Genomic DNA, 4,638 nt, shown 5'->3' with positions numbered 1-4,638 from the left:
ATCCGACCGGTACCGGCAAGACCCGATGGGCGGTGCGTTGGAAGCCAGTCCTCAACGCTTTCGCCATCACGTTCGGTGACCGGTTCCCGGCCGCCGAGAACTACTGAAGATCCGCCGGAAACACCGTTACTGAAACAGACCCAAAAGGGGAAACCGGAAGAGGGAAACCAGGAAGGGTGGGGTCGTGGGAAACGGGCGGCGGGTGTGTCAGATACGGCCGGAAAACGCTAGAAGCACCGCACGCGGCGTGAAATAGAAAGCGTCATCGACCTCGTCGGGATCGACCTTCGGATTGGTGCGCTCAAGTGTGAGATATGCGCCTGACTGGTAAAACAGGTTCACGTCGTATGGGCGTTGGGGCTCGTTTTGGCGCAGGATGGTCGTGCTCAGCAGGAGCTTGCCCGTCACCGTGTTGAGTAGGACCAGATTCCCGTCGGACTCGAGCAGGATCGTGCGCACCGCATCGGCGCCGAGAAGCCTGAGCGTGATGCCTGGGCCGGCTGGGCGCCATGTCCAGATCGGTGTGCCCGTGGCGGGGTCGACTGCCGAAACCGAGTCGGACGCCTGCGAAGGCACGATGATGCTGGTTGCTGAGGCCGGCAGGGAACCGGGCGCCGACAGGGTCGGGCTGTCGAGCGGGTCGCGGTCGGTGAGGCGCCAGCCCCGCTTGAGGCCCGCATCCGTGGTGGTGCGCATGGCCGTGCAGAGCGAATGCCCCACAACGCACGACAGCGGCTCGACCGCGGTCGTCGCGGGCACTGGCGCGAGCTCGGCTCCGCTTGCCAGGTCGATGCGGCGCAGGCTGTCGGTGCACGTGTCGAGAAGGTACAGGTGTGTCAGCGTGCTGAAGTCGGTCCCGCGGCACTCCGGCACGACCGGGTTGAGCGCCTTCCACAGCTGCGTGCCCGTCTCGGCCGCGAAGGCGCGCACAGATTCCTCGCCCACGGTCACGAACCTGGTCCCGCTCATGAACAGCCCTGGCGGCTGGTACACGGCGATGCCGCCGGTGCGCCTGCCCGGGTAGTCCTCCGCGAGCGGGTCGGCGTCGGCGCGCCACAGCACCGTGCCCATCTCGGCGTCGAGCCCGACCAGCGCCCCGTCTGTCCACGCGGTCACCACCACAGCGTGGGACGGCGAATTGTCGGGCGCGGTGTGCATCAGCAGCACCCCGGTCACCTGCGCCGGCCAGCGCCGGTAGGCCCAGTGTGCGCTGCGCTCGTATTGGTACGACGCCGGGTTGTCCGACCAGACCTCACGCTTCTTGGCGAAGATGCGGATCCGGTCGTCGTAGATCAGCGGCGCCGCCGCGAGCGCGCCGAGCGCTCCCGGTGAGGGGAAACTCTCGACTGTCGCCGTCGGTGTGGCGGCACGGGCCTGGGTGACCACTTCGGACGGCCGCAGCACGCGCCACACGATGACAGCGGTCGCGAGCAGCATAACGGCCGTCGCCGCGGCTATGAGCGCAAACCTTCTGTTCTGCCGGGGCACCGGTACAACCTAGCAATTACCGCAAAATCATGCGGGATGACTCTGGTCGCGCTCCGGGCCCAGGTAGGTTTCAGCTGCCGCGAGGAAGGCGTCGTTCTCTTCCGGCGTGCCGATCGTCACACGGACGCCGTCGCCGGCGAATGGGCGCACGATCACCCCCTGCATCTCGCAGACCTGGCCGAACTCTACCGCGCGGTCGCGCAGCGGCAGCCACACGAAGTTGGCTTGGCTCGCGGGCACCTCCGGCAACCATTTGACCAGTGTGGCGTGGACTCGCTCCCGCTCGGCGATGACGATGTCGCACCGCCGCCGCATCTCGGCCTCCTGGCTGAGCGCGGCCATGGCGGCGGCCTGCGCGGCGGAGCTGGTCGAGAACGGCGTCACGACCTTGCTGACGGCCGCGGCGACGTCGGGCTGCGCCACGAGGTAGCCCACGCGCAGCCCGGCCAGGCCCCAAGCCTTGCTGAGCGTGCGCAGCACCACGACGTTGGGGCGATCCCCGAAGGCGAGCAGCCCGTCGGTCACGTCCGGGTCGGTCACGAACTCCCGATAGGCCTCGTCGAGCACCACGATCGTGTCCGCGGGAACCGAAGAGAGAAACTCTTCGATATCAGCGTGCCGCAGCGAAGTGCCCGTGGGATTGTTCGGATTGCAGAGCAGGATGAGGCGGGTCCGGTCGGTGACGGCCTGCGCCATCGCCTTCAGATCATGGGCGTGTTCGGGCGTGTTGGGCACCTTGATCGACTCAGCCCCGGTGGTCGCGGCGATGATCGGGTAGGCCTCGAACGACCGCCACGAGTAGAGGATCTGGTCGCCGGGCAGGCAGGCCGTGCGGGCCAGGTGTTCGGCAAGGGCCACCGAGCCGCAGCCGGTCACGACCCGCTCCGGCGCGACGCCCAGACGTTGCGCGATCTTGTTTTTAAGAGCCACCACCCCCATATCCGGGTACCGGTGGACGCCCGCGGCCGCCTCGGTGAGCGCCTCGATCACGCCCGGGAGCGGGCCGAACGGGACCTCGTTGCTGGCAAGTTTGATCGCGCCCGGGACGGACCGCCCGGGGATGTAGGCGGGCAGCGCCGCGAGGTCGGGGCGGGTGAGACTCCTCGTGTCCATGGCTACCTACTTTCCTTTCTGTGGATCGGGGAGCCGCACCGGCTCGGGAAGCTGCACGACGTAGGTGCCCGCCGAGCGGTCGTGCAGGGCCATGCGCTGCAGGCGGTCCATGGGGATGAACATGACGTCGAGCGCTTGCAGGGCGCTGGTGACCGGCGGGCAGCAGCTGAGCAGGAGCGTGGGCAGGCCCAGCGGGTTCCACCGGCGCCAAGAGCGCATGAACCCGAGCGGTTCGAGGCTTTCGACCCGGACCACCTTGATGCGCATGGCCCGCTTGCCGAGCGTCTGTCCAGTTTGGGCGGTCACCGGCACCTCGTAGGCGAACCACAGTGCGGTCATGAGCAGCGTGATGACCAGCGTCAGGGTGCGCATCTGGGAGGGCTGGGTGATCGCCGCCCAGTCCTCGCCGGCCTGCGAGGCCTTGATGACCGCCTGCATGTAGGGGCCGAAGTCGAGCATGAACCGGTAGACGAACCACCCGTTGACGACGGCGTTGAGCACGAGCACCGCGAGGATGTCGATGAAGCGCGCCATGAACCGGGCTCCGGGGCTGGCGAGCGCGAACCCGTGCGGCCGGACCGGCACGGTGAGCTTGACCGGCATGGTCGGAATCGGCGTCGGCGGTGTGAATGTCGGCGAAGTGGGCGGCGCCGGCGTCTCGGGCAGTTTCGGTGCCTGGACGATGCTCACCGCAGGCGGGCCGGGCGGCGGGGTGGCGTCGATCGGCAGGGGCTCGCCGACCCAGCCCTCACCGTCCCAGTAGCGCTGGGTGCTCGGCTCGGCGGGGTCTCTGTACCACCCGGGACTGCTCGTCATGGACCTATTTAACCGACCTTGACGACGACGGTCGCAGCCACCTTGTCGTGTAGGCATTGTTGCAGCGGTTTGTCCCACAGCTGCCACAGACCGTCGACGTAGACGAAGAACGGCACGAACGCCGCGGCCGCGTGCTGGATGCCCCAGCGCTTCGCGAGCGTCATGCGGTCGAGCGCCGCGGCCGGATCGACCGAGATCACGCGCAGCTTCATCGCCTTCTTGCCGACGGTCTGCCCGCCCCGGCGCAGCTGGAACTCCACGTAGTAGAGGTAGGTCGCGCCGATGGACAGGACCATCGCGGCGCCAAAGAAGATCACATAGATGGCGATGAACATGCCGACGTCGGGCTCGCGGCCCGACTGCGCCTCCGAGACCACGATCGAGACCCAGCCGATCATCAATGGCACGAAGACGACCATATAGACGGCCATGAAGATCGCGGTGTCGATGAGGAACGCGAGAAAGCGGTCGCCGAAGCCCGCCAACGGCTGCCCGTTGGGGGCGACCGGGGGTGGCGGCGCGTGCCACACCTGGCCGCCCGTCGCGGGTGGCGGCTGGTACTGCGGCCTCAGCGGTGGCTGCGGTGGCTGCGGCGGTGGTGCCGGTGTTGATTCCACGCCGCCATTTTCCCATGCCGCTAGAGATTTCCGCGCCTGTCCTGTTCCCGCTCGATGGCCTCGAACAGCGCCTTGAAGTTGCCCTTGCCGAAGCCCAGCGAGCCGTGCCGCTCGATGAGTTCAAAGAAGACGGTCGGCCGATCCTGCACCGGCTTGGTGAAGATCTGCAGCAGGTACCCGTCCTCGTCCCGGTCCACGAGGATCTTGCGCTTTTGCAGCTCCTCGACCGGGACGCGCACGGTGCCGATGCGCGCCCGGAGCTCCGGGTCCTGGTAGTACGAGTCGGGCGTTTCGAGGAAGTCCACCCCCGCGGCGCGCATGGCGTCGACCGTGGCCAGGATGTCGTTGGTGGCCAGGGCAATATGCTGCACACCGGGGCCGCCGTAAAACTGGAGATACTCGTCGATCTGCGACTTCCTCTGGGAAATCGCGGGCTCGTTGAGCGGGAACTTCACCTTGCGCGTGCCGTTGGCGACCACCTTGCTCATCAGCGCCGAGTACTCCGTGGCGATGTCGTCGCCGATGAACTCGGCCATGTTGGTGAAGCCCATGACGCGGTGGTAGAACTCCACCCACTCGTCCATCCTGCCGAGCTCCACGTTGC

5 protein-coding genes are annotated in these 4,638 nt (G+C 67.5%); all 5 read right to left on the bottom strand.

Annotated elements, in window-relative coordinates:
- Positions 1 to 207: 207 nt before the first annotated feature.
- Positions 208 to 1,488 carry an outer membrane protein assembly factor BamB family protein gene (locus DM816_RS40370; RefSeq protein ID WP_162908359.1) on the bottom strand — a complete coding sequence of 427 codons (1,281 nt, stop codon included), beginning with the start codon at positions 1,486 to 1,488 and terminating at the stop codon, positions 208 to 210.
- Positions 1,489 to 1,515: 27 nt separating this feature from the next.
- Complete coding sequence (hisC, locus tag DM816_RS40365; protein ID WP_117215731.1) at positions 1,516 to 2,601, bottom strand: histidinol-phosphate transaminase; 1,086 nt, start codon at positions 2,599 to 2,601, stop codon at positions 1,516 to 1,518.
- A 6-nt stretch (positions 2,602 to 2,607) separates the two neighbouring features.
- Entirely contained in the window at positions 2,608 to 3,417 is an 810-nt protein-coding gene (locus tag DM816_RS40360; protein WP_117215730.1) for an RDD family protein, read from the bottom strand.
- 8 nt (positions 3,418 to 3,425) lie between these two features.
- Positions 3,426 to 4,034: an RDD family protein gene (locus tag DM816_RS40355; protein ID WP_246002695.1), complete on the bottom strand. Its 609-nt coding sequence runs from the start codon at positions 4,032 to 4,034 to the stop codon at positions 3,426 to 3,428.
- 20 nt (positions 4,035 to 4,054) lie between these two features.
- On the bottom strand, positions 4,055 to 4,638 hold a 584-nt coding region (gene hppD, locus DM816_RS40350; RefSeq protein ID WP_117215728.1), incomplete at its 5' end, for a 4-hydroxyphenylpyruvate dioxygenase.

This window comes from Allorhizocola rhizosphaerae, assembly GCF_003426775.1.
Classification (GTDB): domain Bacteria; phylum Actinomycetota; class Actinomycetes; order Mycobacteriales; family Micromonosporaceae; genus Allorhizocola; species Allorhizocola rhizosphaerae.
Note: the sequence above shows the minus strand (reverse complement) of the source record. Positions and strands in the feature narration are given on the sequence as shown.